This is a genomic window from Pseudomonas sp. B21-023 (assembly GCF_024749165.1).
Classification (GTDB): domain Bacteria; phylum Pseudomonadota; class Gammaproteobacteria; order Pseudomonadales; family Pseudomonadaceae; genus Aquipseudomonas.
In genome coordinates this window covers 3,443,166-3,462,880 of the sequence record NZ_CP087190.1, presented here as the reverse complement: position 1 = coordinate 3,462,880, position 19,715 = coordinate 3,443,166, and the positions used below count along the sequence as shown (strand labels likewise).

Annotated in this window: 8 protein-coding genes; 2 read left to right on the top strand and 6 right to left on the bottom strand. The window is 68.4% G+C overall.

All coding sequences use genetic code 11. From position 1 onward, the window contains the following. Positions 1-115 precede the first annotated feature (115 nt). Positions 116-12,616, top strand: coding sequence for a filamentous hemagglutinin family protein (locus LOY42_RS15460; RefSeq protein ID WP_258598225.1), 12,501 nt, complete (start codon positions 116-118; stop codon positions 12,614-12,616). 27 nt (positions 12,617-12,643) lie between these two features. Here LOY42_RS15460 and LOY42_RS15455 read toward each other — a convergent pair whose 3' ends face one another. From LOY42_RS15455 to ribBA, 5 genes are all read right to left on the bottom strand, one after another. After that, complete coding sequence (locus LOY42_RS15455; RefSeq protein ID WP_258598223.1) at positions 12,644-13,792, bottom strand: ABC transporter ATP-binding protein; 1,149 nt, start codon at positions 13,790-13,792, stop codon at positions 12,644-12,646. Positions 13,793-13,811: 19 nt separating this feature from the next. Then, positions 13,812-14,618, bottom strand: coding sequence for an ABC transporter permease (locus LOY42_RS15450; RefSeq protein ID WP_110701623.1), 807 nt, complete (start codon positions 14,616-14,618; stop codon positions 13,812-13,814). A gap of 6 nt (positions 14,619-14,624) precedes the next feature. Continuing rightward, a complete protein-coding gene (locus LOY42_RS15445) occupies positions 14,625-15,542 on the bottom strand; it encodes an ABC transporter permease (protein ID WP_111532250.1) in 918 nt (305 codons plus the stop codon). After that, complete coding sequence (locus tag LOY42_RS15440; RefSeq protein WP_094011077.1) at positions 15,539-16,564, bottom strand: ABC transporter substrate-binding protein; 1,026 nt, start codon at positions 16,562-16,564, stop codon at positions 15,539-15,541. Before LOY42_RS15440 ends, LOY42_RS15445 begins: the two co-directional genes overlap by 4 nt. Positions 16,565-16,890: 326 nt before the next feature. Then, the gene (gene ribBA / locus LOY42_RS15435; protein WP_110701627.1) at positions 16,891-18,003 is read right to left on the bottom strand and encodes a bifunctional 3,4-dihydroxy-2-butanone-4-phosphate synthase/GTP cyclohydrolase II; all 1,113 of its coding nucleotides are present in this window, start codon (positions 18,001-18,003) and stop codon (positions 16,891-16,893) included. A gap of 78 nt (positions 18,004-18,081) precedes the next feature. Between ribBA and LOY42_RS15430 the strand changes: the two genes are divergently transcribed. Next, positions 18,082-18,375 carry a DUF1330 domain-containing protein gene (locus LOY42_RS15430; protein WP_139670174.1) on the top strand — a complete coding sequence of 98 codons (294 nt, stop codon included), beginning with the start codon at positions 18,082-18,084 and terminating at the stop codon, positions 18,373-18,375. Here LOY42_RS15430 and LOY42_RS15425 read toward each other — a convergent pair whose 3' ends face one another. Next, positions 18,376-19,464, bottom strand: a complete 1,089-nt coding sequence (locus LOY42_RS15425; protein ID WP_232968116.1) for a TerC family protein — start codon at positions 19,462-19,464, stop codon at positions 18,376-18,378. Positions 19,465-19,715 lie beyond the last annotated feature (251 nt).

Here is a 19,715-nt window from a genome sequence, read left to right as displayed (position 1 = left end):
AGATGAACTTTGCATGACAAAGCTTCGGTCCGCGCCCGGGCCGACTGCCTTATGGCAAAGCGGCATCACGGCCGCACCGACCTGCCTTCCATGACCCTGCACAAGGAACCCTGCAATGTCGCGCGGCCAGCACCAGCCAGACCTACCAGCCACCGTCGCCCGCCGGCGTCGCCAGCCTGCAGGCCACGCGCCGATGCTGCTCAAGCCCTTGGCCCAGGCCATCGCACTGTTGTTGCTGTCCGGCACGGCCCAGGCCGCGCAGCCGTTCAGCCCGGCCTGGTTCGCGGCCAAGGGCGCCGCGCCCGCAGCCGGTGGCGGCGCGGCAGCGGGCCACGTGCAACTGCCCGGCGCGCCACCTCCGCTGGCCCAGCAGCAGCGCCTGCAGCAGCGGTTCCAGCGCTCCCTGGGCAACCTCGACAACACCGTGGCCGCCATCGCCGCGCAGCAGGCGGCGCAGGCCGCCGGCCGCACCCTGGCGCAGGTACAGCCGCAGACCGTGCCCAACGGCCTGGGCGAGGGCGGCCTGAAGGTCGACGAGAACCCGCTGACCAAGGGCTGGCAGAACGCCAAGGCGCCGCAGCAGAGCCAGGTGGGCGGCAAGACCCAGGTGCTGATCGAACAGACCGCCGACAAGGCGATCCTCAACTGGGAAACCTTCAACGTTGGCCGCGACACCACGGTCAAGTTCGACCAGCAGGCGCAGTGGGCGGTACTCAACCGGGTCAACGACCCCAACGCCCGGCCGAGCCAGATCCACGGCCAGATCGAGGCCCAGGGCACGGTGATGCTGCTCAACCGCAACGGCGTGGTATTCAACGGCAGCAGCCAGGTCAACGTGCGCAACCTGGTGGCGGCGGCGGCGCAGGTCAGCGACGAGCAGTTCCGCGAACGCGGGCTGTATGTCGACAGCAACGGCAGCCAGGCCACCTTCACCCAGGCCGGCGGCAAGGTCGTGGTGCAACGGGGCGCTCAACTGCAGACCCGCGCCCCAGTCACCTCCACCGAAGGCGGCGGGTATGTGCTGCTGCTGGGCAGCGAGGTGAACAACGAAGGCCAGATCATCACGCCCCAGGGCCAGGCAACGCTTGCCGCCGGTGACGACTTCTACATCCGCCGGGGCAGGGGCACCCAGGCCAACGTCTTCTCCACCACCCGCGGCAATGAGGTCGCCAGCAGCCTGAAGCCTGGCAGCAGCGCCGGCAACGTGGTCAACAACGGACTGATCCAGGCGGCGGGCGGTGATATCACCCTGACCGGCCATGCCCTGCGCCAGGATGGCGTGGCCCTTGCCAGCACCGCGGTGGACCGGCGCGGCAGCATCCACCTGCTCAACTCGGCCAGCGACACCAGCGGCACGGTCAGTTTTGGAAAGGGCAGCGTCACCGCCGTGCTGCTCGACGACAGTCAGGCCCTGGACAGCCAGCGCGAGGCCTCGCGGCAGGGGGTGGATGGGGTCAGCGGCAACAATGCCTCGGGCCGTTTCGACAACCTGAGCAAAGTCATCGATCGCCCCGAGCAGTCGCGGGTGGAGGTGGTCAGCGGTGGCACCGTGCATTTCCAGGAAGGCGCCCTGACCCTGGCCACCGGTGGCCAGGTGGCCGTCAGCGCCGGGCTGCGCAGCCTGGTGGACGATGGCGCGCGTATCGATGTGGCCGGGGCCCTCGGGGTCAAGGTCGCCATGGAAAGCAATGTCATCAAGATCAACGTGCAGGGCAACGAACAGCGCGACGCGGCCGGCAACCGTGACAAGGGCGGCCTGATCAACCGCGATGTGTGGGTGGACGTGCGTGAGCTGGTGCATGTGGAGAAGGGCGTCAACGGCTACGCCAGCGACCGCTGGTACACCGCCGGTGGGCTGCTCGAGGTGGGCGGCTACCTGGGCACGCGCAACCACAGCGTCGGCGAGTGGATGGCCCAGGGCGGCACGGTGACCTTCACCGGCCAGGACCTGGTGACCCGCGCCGGCGCCGAGATCAACTTGTCTGGCGGCACCCTGGCGGTGCAGGACGGTTACATCCGCCAGAGCTGGCTGCGCGGTGAGGACGGCCGCCTTTACGAACTGTCGAAGGCCCCGGGCGACCTGCTCTACACCGGCCTGTACAACGGCTATGAGGCGCACAGCGCGCGCTGGGACCAGACCCGCACCTTCTACAACCCGCTGATTGCCCCCGGCCAGCGTTACGAGCAGGGTTATACCGTGGGCCGCGACGCCGGCAGCCTGGTGGTGGCGACCCAGAGCGCGCTGCTCGACGGCCGGCTGATCGGCCAGACCTGGCAGGACGAGCGCCAGGTGCAGGCGCCGGTACGCGGGCGCGACGGCTATCGCCAGGTGCACACCGCCCGGGCCCAGGGCGCGCAACTGGTGATCGGCCAACAGCTGCCCGGCTACCTCAGCGACGCCAAGGAGCTCGGCTTCAGCCTGACCCCGGTCATGCAGCAGGTGCTGATACGCCAGGGCGCCGGGGGGCAGAGCGCCGATGTCGGCCTGCAGGCACCGTTGGACGAGCGGCGCCGTGGCCAGTTGGTACTCGACAGTGGCTGGCTCAACGGCCTGGAGCTGGGTGGCCTGAGTGTTGCCGCCCAGCGGCGCATCGAGGTCGATGATGCCGTGCGCCTGGCCGATGGCGGCAGCCTGACGCTCTATGCCCCGCAGGTCCAGGTCAATGCCGACCTGACCGCCAGGGGCGGGCAGATGGCCCTGGGCGATGTGCTACGCCAGCGTGTTCTCGCCAGCCTGCAGGACCAGACGCTGGCCACCCCGGCAGGGCTGCGCGCGCAGGTCGGCGTGGCCGCCGGAGTGCGCCTGGATGTCAGCGGTCTGCGCAGCGAAGGCATGGACCCAGGCGAGCGCGCCTGGCGCAACGGTGGCAGCCTGAGCCTGCGCAGCAGCGGCGATGTGCTGCTGGACAACGGCAGCGTGCTGGACGTATCCGGCGGTGTGGTACGTCGCGAGGGCAACCGCCTGCTCGGTGGCAGTGGCGGCAACCTGACCTTGCAGAGTAGCGCGCTGGACAACAGCGGCACCGGGCGCATGCGCCTCGACGGCGAGCTGCGCGGCTACGGCAGCAGTGGCGCAGGCACCCTGACCGTGGCCGCCGAGCGGGTGAGTGTGGGGGGCAGCGGGCAGGGCGAGACCGGCGTGCACCTGGCCGAGGATTTCTTCAACCGTGGTTTCGCTCATTACGCCATCACCGGCAACCATGGCCTGAGTGTGGCCGCTGGCAGCCGTATCGACGTCACCCGGCCGGTGGAGCAACTCGACGCCAGCCGGCCGCTCGGCGATCCGGCGCTGATCGGGTTGGCGCCACTGTTGGCGCAGAACGCGGTGGCCGGCAAGCTGGAACCGCGCGCCGGCGCAAGCCTGGCCCTGGCGGCGGGTGATAGCCGCTTCGACCAGGCGAGCCGTGAAGCGGCGGTGCTCGAGGTCGGGCGCGGCGCGACGATCAGTGTCGACCCCTTGCAGTCGATCAGCCTGACCAGCACCGCGCAGTTGAACCTGAACGGTACCCTCAATGCCTGGGGTGGCAGTGTCAGCCTGCTGCAGCAATGGTTGCCGACCATGGACTCCGGCGTGACGGAGGGGGCGCACCAGCGCTCGATCCGCCTGGGTGAGCAGGCCGTGATCGATGTGTCCGGGCGGGCGGTCACCGCCCTGGATGCGCAAGGTCGCCGTTATGGTCGGGTCGACGATGGCGGCAGCATTGTCATTGGCGGGCAGATCGACCATGACCAGGGCACCAGCAACGGCGCCTATCTGTTCCTGGACATGGCCGAGGGCGCTCGCCTGCGCGCCGACGGCGCCCAGGCCACGCTGGATATCCGTGGCCAGGGTCCGCTGGCCATGGCCAGCAACGGCGGGCGCATCAGCCTGTCGTCGAGCCACGGCCTGCGCCTGGACGGCAGCTTCAGCGCCGCCTCCGGTGGCCTTGGTGCCGCGGGCGGCAGCCTGGAGGTGGCGCTGGATAGCGGTCTCTACCTCAACGGTAGCCTGGTCGACGCCGTCAAGGCGCCACGCGAGCTGGTGCTCGGGCAAGGCGCGGCCAATGCCGAGCAAGGGCCGCTGCGCTATGGTCAGGGGCGGCTCAGCGTTGCTCAGGTTGCTGCGGGGGGCTTCGACAGCTTGTCGCTGCTCAGCGATGGTGTAGTGGCCTTCGAGGGTGACCTGGACCTGCGCATGGCCCGTAGCCTGCAGCTGTACACCGGCTCGCTGGTGCTGGCCCAGAGCAGCGCCGGCGATGCCCGTGTGCACTTGCAGGCGCCCTATGTGCGGCTTGCCGGCAGCAACCATCGCAGCGCCGACCAGGCGACCCGGCCGACCCTCAAGGGCGGGCTGTCGACGCAAGACAGTACGGCGCTGTTGCAGGTCGACGCCCACCTTCTGGACCTGCGCGATGCCGTGACCTTGGGCGCCCATGGCAGCCTGGCGCTGGCCGCCGGTGGTTCATTGGACTTCGACCGCCGAGGTTTTGCCTTGGGCAGCCTGCGCAGCCAGGGCGACCTGCGGGTGCTGGGCAAGGTTGGCGAGGGCACCGACAGGACCCTGCTGCGCAGCAATGCCGACCTGGAGCTGCTCGCTGCCCAGGTCTATCCGACCACGGGCGCCTTCGGCCAGATCGAGACGGCCAGCGACGCCACCTTGCGCATCGGCAGGGCTGGGCAAGGCACGCCCGACCAGCCGTTCTCGGTGTTTGGCCGGTTGGCGCTGATCGCCGGCAAGGTCGAGCAGGGCGGTGTGCTGCGCGCGCCCCTCGGCGGGCTGTCGCTGGGGCAGGAAACGGGGGGCACCAAGTCCGTCACCCTGCTGCCGGGCAGCATCACCTCGGTCAGCGCGGCAGGGCTGGTCATGCCCTACGGCGGGACGGTGGATGGCCTGAGCTACCTGTTCGGTGGCCAGGCGGTGAAGCTGCTGGGCGCGGCGGGCGACAGCCTGTACGGGGTATCGCTCAACGGCAAGTCCATCGACATCCGCCAGGACGCGCTGATCGACCTGTCCGGAGGCGGCACGCTGACCGGCGCTGGCTTCGTCTCCGGGCGTGGCGGCTCCACCGACGCCCGCTACCATCCGCTGATGCAACTCGATGGCGAGGGCCGCCTGGTCCTGCCCACGCTGGGCAGCAACCCGGTCTACGCCATTGTGCCGAGCTTCACCGGCCCTTATGCGCCGGTGACCGGCGAGGCCGGCGTGACGGCGCCGGGGATCGGCCAGCAGATCACCCTGGATGGCAGCGTTCCTGGCCTGGCGGCGGGCACCTACACCTTGCTGCCGGCCAGCTTTGCGCTGCTGCCGGGGGCGTTCAGGGTCGAGCTCAATGGCCTGGCCATGGCCGGGGGTAGCGCTGCCAGCCTGGCGATGCGCAACGGCTCCTGGACTACCACGGGCAGCCTGTCGGTGGCCAACACCGGTATCCGCCAGCCGCTGTCGAGCCAGGTGATCCTGACCTCGGGCGACGTGTTGCGGCGCTATTCGCAGTACAACGAAACGTCCTACGCCACCTTCGCCCGTGCCGATGCCTCGGCCAAGGGCGTGCCGCGCGCGGCGATCGAGGCCGATGGCAAGTGGCTGAACCTGCGGGTGCAGGGCAACAACGAGGCCGCCAGTACTTTGCGCGTCGCCGGCCGGGTGAACTTCGCCGCCGCCGAAGGCGGTCATGCCGGCAGCGCGGCAGTGTTCGGCGCCCGCGGCCTTGAGGTGGTGGCCGATGGTGGCGCCGGCCAGGCCAGCGGCGAGAACATCGCGGTGCTGTCGGCCCGCGAGCTCAATGCCCTGCAGGTACCCCGGCTGACCTTGGGCGGCCGCGCCAACGTACTCTACGGCCAGGGCGGCAACCAGATGACCTTCCTCGAAGGCACCAGCGATGTCTGGCTGCGTTCGGGGGCGGTGCTGCAGGCCGGTGAAGTGTTCCTGACCAACAACGACCCGCGTGGCAGCATCGTTGTCGAGCAGGGGGCCGGGATCGTGACCCTTGGCCGAGGCGCGGTGCCTTTCGATGCCGATGACGGCTACTTCATCAACAGCAACGGCCGTGCCTTGCTGGCGGTGTCCAACGGCCGGCTGGATGTGGTGTCGTCGCAGTTCACCAGCAGCTGGTCGCCGGGCTCCATCCTCATTGGCGGTTGCAGCGCCGGCGGTTGCCAGGGCACCACCCGGCTGTACTCGGAAGGCTCGTTGTTCGCCGCCACCGACAAGACCTTCAGTCTCGATGACGGGGTGGCCTTCGGGACCCGGCACCTGGGCCTGGCGGTCGGGCGGATCAACGTCGGCAGCGCCGACGCGCTGGCTCGCGCCCTGGCGGACGGCGTGCTGGGCCAGGGCCTGACCCTCAACCAGCAGGTGCTCGACCGTCTGCTGCAGGGCAGCCCGGCCGAGGCTGTGCCGGCACTGGAGACCCTGACCCTGGCGGCGTCCGACTCGCTGAACTTCTTCGGCACCACGGCGCTCGACACCTACGACCCGGTCACCGGCAAGAACCGCCTGCAGGCGCTGGTGCTCGGCGTGCCGGCCATTTATGGCCATGGCCAGGCCGGCGACCAGGCGACCATTCGCACCGAACGGCTGATCTGGAGCGGTGCGCGCAACGCCGCGGGCGCGCCGATCGCGGGCGGGGCCGGCAGTGGCGATGGCCTGCTGGCAATCCGCGTCAAGGACCTGGAGTTCGGTTACGGCGCCAACAGCCAGCCCGATGGCAGCGCCGACATGGCGCGCCAGACCCTGGGCTTCAGCCGCGTGGAACTGCACGCCAGCCACCAGGTGAGCGCCAACCACAAGGGCAGCCTGCTGGTCCACCACCGCCGTGGCGACTACCAGGCCGACGGTAGCTTCGCCTACAGCGGCGGTGACCTGCTGGTGGACACACCGCTGTGGACCGGCACCGCCGGCTCGCTCAATCGTATCGAGGCCGGTGGCACCCTGCGCGTGCAGGGCGGCGGTGGCACCCTGGCCGGCGGTCGTCAGGCCCTGGGCGCCGAGCTGAGCCTGAAGGCGCGGCAACTGCTGGTCGATGGCACCTTCAGCCTGCCCAGCGGCCGCCTGACCCTGCAGGCGCTGGACGATCTGCGCCTGGGCGACGCCGCGCGGCTGGACCTGGCCGGGCGTACCTTGACCCTCAACGACGTGACCCAGTACAGCTGGGGCGGCGAGCTGGTGCTGGGCAGCCAGTTCGGCGACATTCACCAGGCCGCTGGCGCGCTGATCGACCTCAGTGCCCGCGGCAACCGCGCCGGGCGGCTGACGGCCATTGCCCTGGGCGAGCAGGGTGGGCGCATCGAACTGCTCGGCCAGATCCTCGGCGCGGCCAGTGGCCGTTACGACGCCGCCGGCACGCAGGTCCCGTACGCGGGCGGGGTGGTCGATATCCGCGCCCGGCAACTGGACGACTTTGCCGGCCTCAACCAGCGCCTGAACCGCGACCAGGTGTTCGGTGCGCGCAGCTTCCAGATCAAGCAGGGTGACCTGGTGATCGGCGATGAGCTCAAGGCCCAGCAGATCAACCTGTCGCTGGACAACGGGCAGCTCACGGTCAACGGCCATGTCGATGCCAGCGGCGAGCAGGTCGGCAGCATCCGCCTGGCTGCCAATCGAGGCCTGACCCTGGGCGCCGGGGCCTTGCTTGACGCCCATGGCAGTGTGCTGCGGGTCGACAGCTACGGCGCGATCATCGATGCGCCGAACCGTGCCGTGGTCGAGCTCAACAGCGGCCAGGGCCAGTTGACCCTGGCCAGCGGCGCACGCATCGACCTGCGCCACGGCACCGCCTCCGGGCAGGGCGATGGCCGCCAGCGCGGCACCCTGGAGCTGATCGCCCCGCGCCTGGGCAGCGATACGGCGGGCGATATCGCCATCGACGTGCGTGGCCCAGTGGACATTCTCGGCGCGCGCACCATCGCCGTGGTCGGCAACCAGCGCTACACCGACGCGGCGCCGGGCGGCACTTCGGCCAGTGGCCGGCCGATCCAGGTCATCGACCAGGACTACTTGACCCGCAAGCACGACCTGAGTGTGCTGTTCATTGACAACCTGCTGCGCAACCGTGACCTGCTCGACGTGCGCCTGGCCGGGCTGAACAACGCCCGCTACGCCCAGGCCCTGCACCTGCGCCCGGGTGTGGAGATCGCCACGGTCGATGCCGGCACCGACCTGGTGGTGCAGGGTGACCTGGACCTGTCCGGCCATCGCTACGCCAGCCTCAACCCGCTGACGCCGAAGACTGCCGTTCACGGTTCGGGCGAGGTAGGCAACCTGGTGCTGCGCGCCGGCGGCAACCTGGAGGTGTATGGCAGCATCAGCGACGGTTTCATGCCGCTGGACCTGGCCAGCGACGAAGCGCGCATGGACGGCAAGGGCTGGTTGCTGCTGCCCGGCAAGCAGCCGTTCGACAGCGACCTGGTGATTCCGCGCAGCGGCGTCGAGCTGGCCGAGGGCACGCTGTTCCCAGAAGGCAGCCTGCTCAATTTCGACCTGCCGTTCGCCGCCACCACCTTGCCGGCCAACCTGCGCCTGCCCAGCGCCATGAGCCTGTCGGCGCCGCTGAGCCTGCCCGCGGGCACGGTGCTCGAGGCCGCGGTACGCGACGCTGGCGGCAACCTGTTGTACGCCGCCGGCACGCTGCTGCGCGAGGCGGTCACCCTGGGCATGGGCACGCGTCTGGACGCCGGCAGCCGCCTGCCGGTCAGCGTGGCCGTGCAGGGCGGTATCTGGAGCAAGGGCATCGCCCTGCCCAGTGGCGGCCTTACCCAAGGCAGCGCGCTTACCCTGGCCGTTGGCTCGCGGCTGCCGGCGGGCACCGATGTCAAGCTCGCCGCAGGCGTCGACCTGATCGAGCTGCGCCCCGCAAGCAATGGCCAGCAGGGGCGCAACTGGGCGCTGGCGCAGATGCTGCCGGCAGGCTCGCAGTCGTGGTCGATGCGCCTGGTGGCCGGCGCCGACCTGGACGCCGCCGACAGCCGCATCACCCGCGCCGACACCGATGCCGGCGTGCTTCGCCTGGCCGACCTGCACTACATCGCGCAGCAGAAGCGCAGCGGTGGCGGGGCTGGCGGCACCGGCATGGTCTGGGGGCCGGACAACACCTACGGCATGGAGCCCGGTACCCCGGTAGCCCCCGAGGACCTGGCGCTGTGCGATATCGCCGGTTGGTGCGAGCCGGCGGTGAAGACCATCAAGGTGTGGGGCCCCGACAACACCTACGGCATGGAGCCGGGCACGCCGGTGGCGCCCGAGGACCTGGTGTTGTGCGACATCGCCGGCTGGTGCGTGGACCAGACGCTGGGGGGCAAGAAGCTCTGGGTCTGGGGGCCGGACAACACCTATGGCATGGAGCCCGGCACCCCGGTGGCCGACGCCGACATGGAGTTGTGCTCGATCCCCGGCTGGTGCGTGGAGATCGACGCGCCGACCGAGCCCGAGCGTATCGAGGTCACGCCGCACACCCTGATGTTCAGCGTGTTGCGCACCGGTACCGGCGACCTTGACCTGCTCAGTGCCGGCGACTGGCGCATGGACTCGCTGTTCGGTGTCTACACCGCCGGCACCCAGGCGCCGTCGCTGTGGCGCGACGGCGTCGATCCGCACCAGCTCGCCCGTGGCCGGCTGGCCGACGGCAGCGTGCTCGGCAGCGCCGGCGCGCCCTATGAGGCGCTGACCGAAAGCCTGTACCGCGCCTGGTATCCGGAGCAGGGCGGCAACCTGCGGATCGCGGCCGGGGGCGACCTTGCCGGCAACCTGGTGGCGAGCAAGACCGGCGGCGCCCTCTCCAGGCCGCAAGTGGCATCGGCCGCGGTGGGCAACTGGCTGTGGCGCCAGGGCCAGACCAGTGCCGATACCCCGGCGGCGTGGTGGGTCAACTTCGGCACCTTCGCCCAGCAGCCCCAGGCCTCGGTGGCCGAACCTTGGCTGGTGGGCTTCACCGGCATCGGCACCCTGGGGGGTGGCAACCTGGACGTCGGCGTGGGTGGCTCGGCCGGCCTGTTGCAGGCCAGCAATACCGCGGGCGTCGAGGCCGAGCGCAGCCAGGGCCTGAACCTGGTGGTCGGCGGCAGCGGCCGGATCGCCGAGGATGGTCGCCTGGTGCAGACCGGCGGCGGCGACCTGAACCTGCGGGTGGCCGGTGGCATCAACCCGGCGTCCGCGGCACTGGAGATGGCGCGGGTCACCCCCGACCTGGGCGGCACGCTGGTCAACCTGCGGGGTGCGCTGAATGTCCAGGCGGGCAGCGTCGGGGTGGTCAGGCAGGTGTATGGCAGCAGCTTCGCCTTCAATGACAGCAGCGAGTCGCGCGCCTACGACCCCTATACCTCGACCAAGGCCGCGGCGCTGGGGGGGCTGACGCTCATGCCTGGTGATGCCGCGGTGCGCCTGGACAGCCGCGGCGACCTGGTCGTGCAGGGTGTCGGTGACCCGGGCCGGGTGCCGCAGTTCAACATGACCGGCTTCCTCGGCGACAACGGTGTGCGCTATGCCGGGCAGGGCAACAGCTGGTTCTCGTTGTGGCGCGAGACCACCGCCGTGGACATGCTCGCCCTGGGCGGCAATGTCACGCCGGTGAACTTCGATGAGCTGCGTCCGGGCCGTAACCTGCCGCTCTACGGTGGCCGCCTGTTCTACCCGACGGCGCTGCGGGTGACGGCGGCCAACGGCAGCCTGTACTACGGCAGTTCGGCCAGCGAGCGTGGCATCGCCACCTCCGCCTATTCGCTGATGACCGCACCTTCGGCGCGCAGCGCTTTGCAACTGATCGCCGGTGAGTCGATCTACGCCGGCGGCTATGTGATCAGCCAGGCGGGCACCGACACCTCGGCCATCGCCACGCCGCAACGGCCGGCAATGCTTGGCCAGGACTTCTCGTACGTGTACCAGGCCAGCAACCTGAGCGCGGATATCGCCGCGAGCCTGGATGCGTCGCCGCTGTTCACCTATGGCCTGAACACCTACAAGGCCGGGTCGCGGCCGCAGACACCCGCACGCTTCTATGCCCTGGCCGGGGACATCGTCGGCTTGAACACCGGCGAGATCATCGAGTACCAGCAGACCGGGCTCAAGCTGTATCAGGGCGCGGGGCCGGTGCGGGTGATGGCCGGGCGCGACATCGTCAACGCCGGCAAGGCCCTGGGCGTCGAGCGCTTCGGCGCGCCGGGCATGGTGGCGGGGGACCAGGGTAACGTCTATTCCTCGGGCAACCTGGTCATCCATGGCGATGCCCTGGATGTCTCGCTGATCAGCGCCGGGCGCGACATTCGCCTGAGCACCTTCAATGTTGCCGGGCCCGGCCAGCTGGAGGTGGTCGCCGGGCGCAACCTGTTCCAGTCCGGCCAGGGCGTGGGCTCGGCTTACCAGGAGGCGGCGATCAACAGTATCGGCCGGGTCGATGGCAGTGGTGGCGGCAACGATGGCGCGGCTATCGCCATCGTCGTCGGCGCCGGCAAGGCCGGCCCGGACTACCAGCGTCTGCTCGAGCGCTACCTCGGTGCGGAGCAGCCCGCCGACAGCGGCCAGGCGGACAACGTGTTCAAGCGCTATGACCTGGAGCTGCAGGCCTGGCTGCGCGAACGCTTCGGCTTCAGCGGCGACAGCGCCGACAACCGCGCCTACTTTGCCGCCTTGCCCGCCGAGCAGCAGCGCATCTTCGCCCGCCAGGTCTACTTCAGCGAGCTGCGTGAAGGCGGGCGCGAGTACAACGACGTCAACGGCCCGCGTACCGGCAGCTACCTGCGCGGTCGCCAGGCGATCGCCGCGTTGTTCCCGGACAAGGACGTGGCCGGCAATCCGATCCGCTACGACGGCAGCGCCACCTTCTACGGCGGCGCGGGCATCCACACCGATTTCGGCGGCGGCATCCAGGTGCTGACCCCAGGTGGCCAGCAGGTGTTCGGCATCGAGGGCGAAGCGCCGCCGTCCACCGCCGGGGTGATCACCCAGGGCAGCGGCGACATCCAGCTGTACTCCCAGGGCAGCATCCTGCTCGGCCAGAGCCGGATCATGACCACCTTCGGCGGCTCGATCCTCGGCTGGTCGGCCCAGGGCGACATCAACGCCGGCCGCGGCTCGAAGACCACCGTGGTGTACACGCCGCCCAAGCGCACCTACGACCTGTGGGGTAACGTCGGCCTGGCGCCGAGCGTGCCGAGCACCGGTGCTGGCATTGCCACGCTCAACCCGATTGCCGAGGTGGCGCCGGGGGATATCGACCTGATCGCACCGTTGGGCACCATCGATGCCGGCGAGGCGGGGATCCGCGTGTCGGGCAACGTCAACATCGCCGCGCTGCAGGTGGTCAACGCTGCCAACATCCAGGTGCAGGGCGATGCCAAGGGCATGCCGGTGGTGGCCGCGGTGAACACCGGGGCGATCGCTTCGGCCAGCGCCGCGGCGTCGTCGGCGAGCCAGGCGGCCGAGGAGGCGGGCCGCCAGCAACAGGCCGCGTCGCGTCAGCGCCAGCCATCGGTGATCACCGTGCAGGTGCTGGGCTTCGGTGGCGAGCGGCTGGTGCCGGGGCAGGACGGGGCGAGCCTTAATCCGCAGTACAACCGCCAGAGCCCAGTGCAGGTACTGGGCGCGGGGGCGCTGGATGAGCGGGCCAAGGCGCAATTGACCGAGGAGGAGCGGGGCAACCTGTTGCTGTGAGGGGCCGCGCTACGGCCCCTGGTTGGCTCAATGCGCCCCGGCGCCCTTGCTCAGGTCGCTCTCGGCCCAGTCGGTGTAGACGCACGCATCCGCCACGGCCCAGCGCACCCTGACCTGGTCGCCCGGCTGCATGGGCATGCCCGCGGCGGACAGCGCCTTGACCGTCAGCTCCGTGCCGCCCTGGGTGACCACGTGGCAGGTCTGGCTTTCGCCGAGGAACAGCAGCTCGGCGACCGTGGCGCTGACTTCGTTCCAGCCTGCCGGCAAGGGTTCGCGCGCGGCCTGCTCGACGGTCAGCGCCTGGGCCTTCTCCGGGCGCACCATGATCAACGCTTCCTGGGCGTTGGCCAGGCCCGGGGTCAGGCGCACCGCCACCGGCTGGCCCTCGAAGTGTCCGCCGCCGTTGCCGCTGGCAGTGAAGCGCAGGAAGTTGGAGTTGCCCAGGAACGAGGCGACGAAGGCATTCGGCGGGTTCTGGTAGAGGTCGTAGCCGGTGCCCAGGCCGACGATGCGGCCATGGCTGAAGATGGCGATGCGCTGGGACAGGCGCATTGCCTCCTCCTGGTCGTGGGTCACGTAGACGATGGTGATGCCCAGGCGCCGGTGCAGCTGGCGCAGTTCGTCCTGCAGGTCTTCGCGCAGCTTCTTGTCCAGCGCGCCGAGTGGCTCGTCCATCAGCAGGATGCGCGGCTCGTACACCAGCGCCCGGGCGATCGCCACGCGCTGCTGCTGGCCGCCGGACATCTGCGAGGGCTTGCGGTGGGCGAAGGGTTCCAGGCGTACCAGCTTGAGCATGGCCTCCACGCGCTTGCGGGTCTCGTCGGCGCCGAGTTTGCGGATGGCCAGGGGGAAGCCGATGTTGTCGCGCACGTTCAGGTGCGGGAACAGCGAGTAGCGCTGGAACACCATGCCGATGTCGCGCTTGTGCGGCGGCACGTTGACCAGCGACTGGCCGTCGACCAGGATCTCGCCGCTGCTGGGCGTCTCGAAGCCGGCCAGCATCGACAGGGTGGTGGACTTGCCCGAGCCGCTGGAGCCGAGGAAGGTGAGGAACTCGCCGTCCTGGATCTCAAGGTCCAGGTTGTCCACGGCAGTGAAGTCGCCGTAGTGCTTGTTCAGGCCGCGCAGGCTGACCAGGGTCTGGTTGCGGGTATCGTCTTTAATCACTGCACTCATTGTCATTGTCTCCAGGCAGTCAGGCGTTTTCGGCGCGCCGGCGCAGGGCGGCGGCAATGAACATCACAAGCAGGGACAGGCCGATCAGCAGCGTCGAGGCCACCGCGATTACCGGGCTCAGGTCCTGGCGCAGGGTGGTCCACATCTTCACCGGCAGGGTCTGCAGGTCGGGGCTGGCCATCATCACGCTCAGCACCACTTCGTCCCAGGACACCAGGAAGGCGAACAGGCCGCCGGCGATCATGCCCGGGCGGATCGCCGGGAAGGTCACCTTGACGATCGCCTGCAGGCGCGAGGCGCCGCAGATCACCGCGGCGTCCTCGATGGACTGGTCGAACAGCTTGAGCGAGTTGATGATCGAGATGATGGTGAAGGGCAGGGCGACGATCACGTGGCTGACCACGAAGGCGAACAAGGTGCCGGTGTAGCCCAGCTTGAGGAACAGCGCGTACACCGCCACGGCGATGATCACCAGGGGCACGATCATCGGCATGGTGAACAGCCCGTACAGCAGCTCGCGGCCCGGGAAGCGACCGCGCACCAGGGCAAAGGCAGTGGGCAGGCCGAGCGCCACGGCGGCGAAGGTGGTGAGCAGCGCCACCTTGAGGCTGGCCAGCGCCGCATCCATCCACTCGGGGTTGGCGAAGAACTGCGCGTACCACTTCAAGGTCCAGCCTGGTGGCGGGAACACCAGCCACTGTGACGAGCCGAACGACAGCAGGATGATGAACACCACCGGCAGCAGCAGGAAGGCGGCGATCAGCCCGGTGGTCAGGTAAAGCCCGGTGCGCAGTGGGCGACCCATGGCATTGGGGGAAAGCAGCATGGCGGTTTACCTCGCGTTGCCGACCGGGGACTCCGGCTGCAGCTTCAGGTACAGGTAGAAGAGCACCAGGGTGATCACCACCAGCAGCGCGGCGGCGGCGCTGGCCAGGCCCCAGTTGAGGAACGACTGCACCTGCTGGATGATGAACTCGGGCAGCATCATGTTCTGCGCGCCGCCGAGCAGGGCCGGGGTGACGTAGTAACCGAGCGACATCACGAACACCATCAGCGCGCCGGAGAACAGCCCCGAGCGGCAAAGCGGCAGGAACACCTTCCAGAAGTTGGTCCAGGGGCTGGCGCCGCAGATCGAGCCTGCCTGCAGCACCATCGGGTCGATGGCGTGCATGGTCGCCTGCAACGGCAGGACGATGAACGGGATCATGATGTAGCTCATGCCGATCACCACGCCAGTGAGGTTGTGCACCATCTCCAGCGGCGCATCGATGATACCCAGCGCCATCAACACCTTGTTGATCACCCCCGAGCTCTGCAGCAGCACCAGCCACGAGTAGGTGCGCGCCAGCAGGCTGGTCCACATCGACAGCAGCACGATGTTCAGCAGCCAGCGGCCCCAGCCCTTGGGCACCAGGGTGATCGCCCAGGCCAGCGGGAAGCCCAGCAGCACGCTGATCAGGGTGACCAGGCCGGCCACCGAGAAGGTGTTGAACAGCACCCGGGCATAGGCCGAGTTGGCGAACAGCTGCGCATAGTTGCCAAGGCCCGGCTCGGGCTCCAGCACCCCACGCAGCAGCAGGCCGACCAGCGGGGCGAAGAAGAACAGGCCAAGGAACAGCAGCGCCGGCAGCAGGTTGCGGCTGCCGCGCCAACGTTGGCTGATGGGCGGGCGACGCTCGGCCGCCCCGGGCGCGCCGGTGCCGCTGGGGGCACCTTGCGCGTTGTGCAGGGCATTGATGGCGACTTTCATTTGACCAGCCACTCATTCCAGCGGGCGGCGATGGCCTGGCCGTTCTTCGCCCAGTAGGCGAAGTCCAGGGTCACCTGGTCCTGGGCGTAGGCAGTCGGCAGGTTCGGCGCCAGGTCTTTGTCGAGCTTGGCCACGCTGTCGACGTTGACCGGGGCGTAGGCGGTCTTGTTGGCGAACTCGGCCTGGCCTTCGGCGCTGCTGGCGTTGGCCAGGAACTTCATGGCTGCGTCCTTGTTCTTCGCGCCTTTGGGGATGACCAGGAAATCGGCCATGACCAGGTTCTGCTTCCAGCTCACGCCGACCGGCGCGCCGTCCTGCTGCAAGGCATACACGCGGCCGTTCCAGAACTGTCCGAGCGAGGCTTCACCCGAGGCCAGCAGTTGCTGCGACTGGGCGCCGCCGCCCCACCAGACGATGTCTTTCTTGATGGTGTCGAGCTTCTTGAAGGCGCGGTCCAGGTCCAGCGGGTAGAGCTTGTCTGGCGCCACACCGTCGGCCAGCAGGGCCAGTTCGAGCACGCCGGGGCTGGGCCACTTGTACAGGGCGCGCTTGCCGGGGTAGGTCTTGGTGTCGAACAGGGCGGACCAATCCACCGGTTTGTTGGCGCCGAGCTTGCCCTCGTTGTAGCCGAGCACGAAGGAGAAGAAGAACGAGCCGACGCCATGGTCGGAGACGAAGCGGGGGTCGATCTTGTCGCGCTGGATCTGCTTGAAATCGAGGGGTTCGAGCAGGCCTTCGCTGGCGGCGCGCAGGGCGAAGTCGGCTTCGACATCGACCACGTCCCACTGCACGTTGCCGCTTTCGACCATGGCCTTGAGCTTGCCGTAGTCGGTGGGGCCGTCCTGCACCACCTTGATGCCGGATGCCTTGCTGAAGGGTTCGGCCCATGCGGCCTTCTGCGCATCCTGGGTGGTCCCGCCCCAGCTGACGAAGTTCAGGCTGTCGGCCGCCTGGGTGGCCTGGCAAGCCAGGGTCAGCAGGCTGGCGGACAGCACTGCGGTTACTCGTTTGCTCAACAGCATGGTTACGCCCTCGTTGCTTTTGTTATTCGAGGCGGGCTTCTGTCGCCCGCCAATCATGTTCGGGGAGCAGCGTCAAACGGGTGGAGCGTGGCCGTCATGTCAGTGTAGGTGCGGCCGGCAGAATCAAGGTCTACGGAATGTCATATTATGGTATTCCAAACTTTTCGCAAGAGGTCGGCGCTGACCGGCCATCACTCCGCGTGGAGACAGGGCCGCTTTGCGGCCCATCGCCGGCAAGCCGGCTCCCACAGATACGGCGCGGGTCTCAGGAATTGCGAGGTCCCTGTGGGAGCCCGCTGACAGGCAGTGCTTGCAGCCCCGTGAAATCAATTGCCCTCGAACGGAATGCTCTGCACCACCTCCAGCTCGTACCCGGCCAGCCCGGCGTACTTGAGTGGCGGCCCCAGGTGGCGCAGCTTGCCCACGCCCAGGTCCTGGAGAATCTGCGCGCCGGTGCCGACCTCCGAGTAGACCTTCGACTGGCCACGCTGGTAGGGCCGGGCCGGCTGAGTCAGTTGCGGCACGCGTTCGAGCAGGGCCTGGGAGGATTCATGGTTGGCCAGGATCACCACCACCCCGGCACCTTCCTCGGCGACCTTCTGCAGCGCCGCCCACAGCGTCCAGTTGGCCGGGCCTGCGTACTCGGCGCCAACCAGGTCGCGCAGCGGGTCGATCACATGCACGCGCACCAGGGTGGGCTGCTCGCGGCGGATCTCGCCCATGACCATGGCCATGTGCACGCCGCCTTCGATGCGGTCTTCGTAGGTCACCAGGCGGAAGTTGCCGTGCACCGTGGGCAATGCGCGTTCACCGATGCGCTTGATGGTCTGCTCGGTGCTCAGCCGGTAGTGGATCAGGTCGGCGATGGTGCCGATCTTGATGCCATGCCGGGCGGCGAACACTTCCAGGTCGGGCCGGCGGGCCATGCTTCCGTCGTCATTGAGCACCTCGACGATCACCGATGCCGGGCTGAAGCCTGCCAGGCGGGCCAGGTCGCAACCGGCCTCGGTGTGCCCGGCGCGGGTCAGCACGCCGCCTTCGCGGGCACGCAAGGGGAATATGTGGCCGGGCTGTACCAGGTCTTCGGGGCGGGCGTCGGCGGCCATGGCCGCGGCCACCGTGCGTGCCCGGTCGGCGGCGGAAATGCCGGTGGTCACACCGCTGGCGGCTTCGATCGAGACGGTGAAAGCGGTACCGAACACGCTGGCGTTGCTTGGCACCATCTGCTCCAGGCCCAGGCGCTGGCAGTGCTCGTCGGTGAGGGTCAGGCAGATCAGGCCACGCGCCTCGCGGGCCATGAAGTTGATGGCCTGGGCGTCGCAGCGCTCGGCGGCGATCAGCAGGTCACCTTCGTTTTCCCGGTCCTCGTCGTCCACCAGCAGGACCATCCGGCCCTGGCGGTAGTCGTCGAGGAGTTCTTCGATGTTGTTGAAGGCCATGTTGCACGCTCATACTGGTCAGGAAAGTTTTATGGTATACCATAATACGATAATGACCATGCAACCGGAGCGCGACGAATGAAGGCCTACTGGATCGCCCATGTGGACGTCACCGACCCCGAGCAATACCTGCAATACACCCAGCGCGCCCCGGCGGCGTTCGTCGCCTTTGGCGGGCGCTTCCTGGCCCGGGGCGGGCGCAGCGAAGCGCTGGAGGGGCGGGCGACGCCGCAGCGCAGCGTGGTGATCGAGTTCGATTCCTATGAGCAGGCCGTGGCCTGCTATCGCTCGGACCTGTACCAGGAGGCCTGCCGCCATCGCCAGGGGGCGGCGATGGCGCAGGTGATCATCGTCGAGGGGCTCGTGCCCTGATCAGACCCGCAGGTGCGGGCCTTTCTTCTCGGCAATGTTGTCGGCGGCAATGGCGGTCGGCTTGTTTTCTGTGGGCAGTGGTTCGTCCTGTGCTGGTTGTTGTTCGGCCGGTTGCTGCTGATTGCGTGTGCGCAGCAACGACAGCAGCACGCCGCCGAGCAACAGCCCGAACGTGACCCCCAGCGAAATGCCGGCCGGCACCTTGCCCACCAGCCCGTGCCAGAAGATCTTGCAGCCGATGAAGATCAGCACCAACGCCAGGGCGTACTTGAGGTAGACGAAGCGGTGCATCAGTGCCGCCAGGGCGAAGTACAGCGAGCGCAAGCCGAGGATGGCGAAGATGTTCGAGGTGTAGACGATGAACGGGTCCTGGGTGATGGCGAAGATCGCCGGCACGCTGTCGACGGCGAACACCAGGTCGGCCAGCTCGATCAGCACCAGGGCCAGGAACAGCGGTGTGGCATAGCGGATGGCGCGGTCCGTTCCCGGCGGCGTGAGATGGACGAAGAAGTGCCGGCCATGCAGCTGGTCGGTCACCCGCATGTGCCGGCGCACGAAGCGCAGCACCGGGTTGTTGGCCAGGTCCGGGTGGGCATCATCCTTGGACAGCGCCATCTTCACTCCGGTGAACAGCAGGAAGGCGCCGAAGATATACAGGACCCAGGCGAAGTGCTGTACCAGCGCGGCGCCCACGCCGATCATGATCGCCCGGAGCACCACCACCCCGAGGATGCCCCAGAACAGCACGCGGTGCTGATAGCGGCGGGGGATGGCGAAGAAGCTGAAGATCATCGCCATGACGAACACGTTGTCCATCGACAACGATTGCTCGACCAGGAAACCGGTGTAGAACTCCAGCGCCGGCTGCGCCCCGAGTTCATACCAGACCCATACGCCGAACAGCACGCCGACGCTGAAGTAGCCCGAATACAGCAGCAGGCTTTCGCGCATCTCGATCTCGCGGTCCTGGCGGTGCAGCACACCGAGGTCGAGGACCAGCAAGGCGATGACGATGGTGATGAAGACCAGCCACAACCAGGCGCTGGTACCGAGAAAAGGCGTGAAAAGAAAAGTGTGCAGAGCTGTCATGAGCCCCTCCTTGATTGTCGACGTTGCATGGCAACAGTGATTCCGACATGGCGGCGCAAACCGTCAGAGGGGCCCGGCATCACATGCCATTGAGCCTAGTCGCGTTCGCCGGGGTTGCCGAATGGCAGGCTGTTACATTTCTTTGCCTGGATCCAATCAATGCGAAATATTCGCAATTGTAAAAAATTCGTAAAAACCCTAGGATGCGCCGCAGCCGTCGCAGAACGGGCGCACAACCACAACAATCGCCA

Bases quoted from the DNA above. Each gene is read 5' to 3' on its own strand.
- LOY42_RS15445 (WP_111532250.1), bottom strand. From the start codon at position 15,542: ATGAAAGTCGCCATCAATGCCCTGCACAACGCGCAAGGTGCCCCCAGC.
- LOY42_RS15440 (WP_094011077.1), bottom strand. From the start codon at position 16,564: ATGCTGTTGAGCAAACGAGTAACCGCAGTGCTGTCCGCCAGCCTGCTG.
- LOY42_RS15455 (WP_258598223.1), bottom strand. From the start codon at position 13,792: ATGAGTGCAGTGATTAAAGACGATACCCGCAACCAGACCCTGGTCAGC.
- ribBA (WP_110701627.1), bottom strand. From the start codon at position 18,003: ATGGCCTTCAACAACATCGAAGAACTCCTCGACGACTACCGCCAGGGC.
- LOY42_RS15425 (WP_232968116.1), bottom strand. From the start codon at position 19,464: ATGACAGCTCTGCACACTTTTCTTTTCACGCCTTTTCTCGGTACCAGC.
- LOY42_RS15450 (WP_110701623.1), bottom strand. From the start codon at position 14,618: ATGCTGCTTTCCCCCAATGCCATGGGTCGCCCACTGCGCACCGGGCTT.
- LOY42_RS15430 (WP_139670174.1), top strand. From the start codon at position 18,082: ATGAAGGCCTACTGGATCGCCCATGTGGACGTCACCGACCCCGAGCAA.
- LOY42_RS15460 (WP_258598225.1), top strand. From the start codon at position 116: ATGTCGCGCGGCCAGCACCAGCCAGACCTACCAGCCACCGTCGCCCGC.